This is a genomic window from uncultured Campylobacter sp., from assembly GCF_938045405.1.
Lineage (GTDB): Bacteria > Campylobacterota > Campylobacteria > Campylobacterales > Campylobacteraceae > Campylobacter_B.
Genome location: NZ_CALIMW010000044.1, coordinates 1 through 1,621 on the forward strand (window position 1 = coordinate 1; position 1,621 = coordinate 1,621).

The 1,621-nt window shown below is 38.6% G+C and carries 2 protein-coding genes; both read left to right on the top strand.

Annotated features, from left to right (window positions below):
• A partial coding sequence (locus Q0140_RS01410; protein ID WP_297960893.1) for a heparinase II/III-family protein occupies positions 1-650 on the top strand: 650 nt, incomplete at its 5' end.
• Positions 643-1,621 (top strand): glycosyltransferase (locus Q0140_RS01415; protein WP_297960896.1); only part of this gene is annotated, 979 nt, incomplete at its 3' end. The genes Q0140_RS01410 and Q0140_RS01415, both read left to right, overlap by 8 nt.

Consider the following 1,621-nt stretch of genomic DNA (forward strand, 5'->3'; position numbering starts at 1 on the left):
AGCGGAGTTTTACGAGGGCTCTTGCGGGACGCACGCTGCAAGTAAGCGATAAAACATACAAAAGCCAGGTCGCTTCGGGTGTAAAATTTAGCGAACTGCCGCACCGAAAAAGTATGGAATTTAAAATTCCATATTCGCAAGAGATCAAAAATATATTTTATCCAGACAGCAGGATTTTTATCTTTAAATCAGATAAATTTTACCTCGCCGTCTGCGCTACGCCGCTCGGGCAAAGGGGTCACGGCGGGCATACGCACAACGACAAACTGAGCTACGAGTTGTGGATAGATGGTCGTGACATAGCGAGGGATCCCGGTACCTATCTTTATACTCCGATCCCCGGCAGGAGGAATGAATTTAGAAGTGTCAAGGCACACAACGTGCCGATTATAGGCGATTTGGAACAAAATAGTTGGGGTGAGGGGGCGATAGGACTATTTGGAATGTTTGCGGAGTGTAGATGCGAAGTGGCGGATTTCGGAGAAAATTTTATAAGCCTAGCCGCAGAATACAAGGGCGTAAAAATTATTAGAAAATTTGAGATAAAAGAGGGCGGGCTGGAGGTTATTGATATGGCAAACAGGGAATTTTATTATAGTAAATTTGAGTTTTATTCAAATGGGTATGGAAGGTTGATGAAAAATGTCTAAAAAAGTTTTAATGGCTGTTGCGAATTACTATACTTCGCCGTTTCAGGTCGGCAGTCATCATTATGCTAGAGCGTTTAAAAAGCTAGGATATGAGGTTCTTTTTATCTCAAATCCTATCTCGCCGATACATAAAATTTTTGCAAATAGTAGCGAATTAAAAGAGCGGGAAAGGATTTATAACAAAGGAGGCGAAAGTGCGGGGGGCATTTTTTATTATGTTCCACATTCTCTTTTTACACCTCAAAATAGACCATTTTTATCGTCAAATTTTGTTTTAAATAATTGGCAAAATTTTACGTATCCAAATTTATTAAATTTTATAAAGAAGCGGGGTTTTGGCGAAGTTGATATATTGTGGTTCGATAGCCCATTGTTTGGTTTTTTGCTAGATACCATAACTTATAAAAAATCGATTTTAAGGATAGCTGATTACTCAAAAGGCTTCGGCGCGGTTTCGGACACACAGTTTGACGCCGAGATAAAGATCGCGAATAAGGTAAATGCAGTCATTTATACGGCGAAAAATTTAAAAGAAAAATACGATCAAATAAAAGATAAATCTAAAATGCACTATCTGCCGAATGGTATCGATTTGGATTTTTTTAGGACCGCCGATAGGTCTTTGCCGCAGGAGCTTGAAGATATCTCTGAGCCTAGGGTAATTTACGTAGGGGCAATACACGATTGGTTTGATGTGGATTTAGTGTATTATTGCGCTAAAAATTTGCCAAATTATAGTTTTATTATAATAGGTCCGGAGCAAAAAGATCTATCCTTGCTTAGGAAGCTAAAAAACGTGCATATTTTGGGAGCTATATCGTATAATAAAATTCCTGCGTTTTTATATAATTCGCAGGTGGGTATAATTCCTTTTAATGTTAAGGATTATCCTGATTTAGTAAATAGTATAAATCCGCTAAAGATGTATGAGTATCTAGCTTGCGGATTAAAGGTTGTTAGCGTGGAGTGGG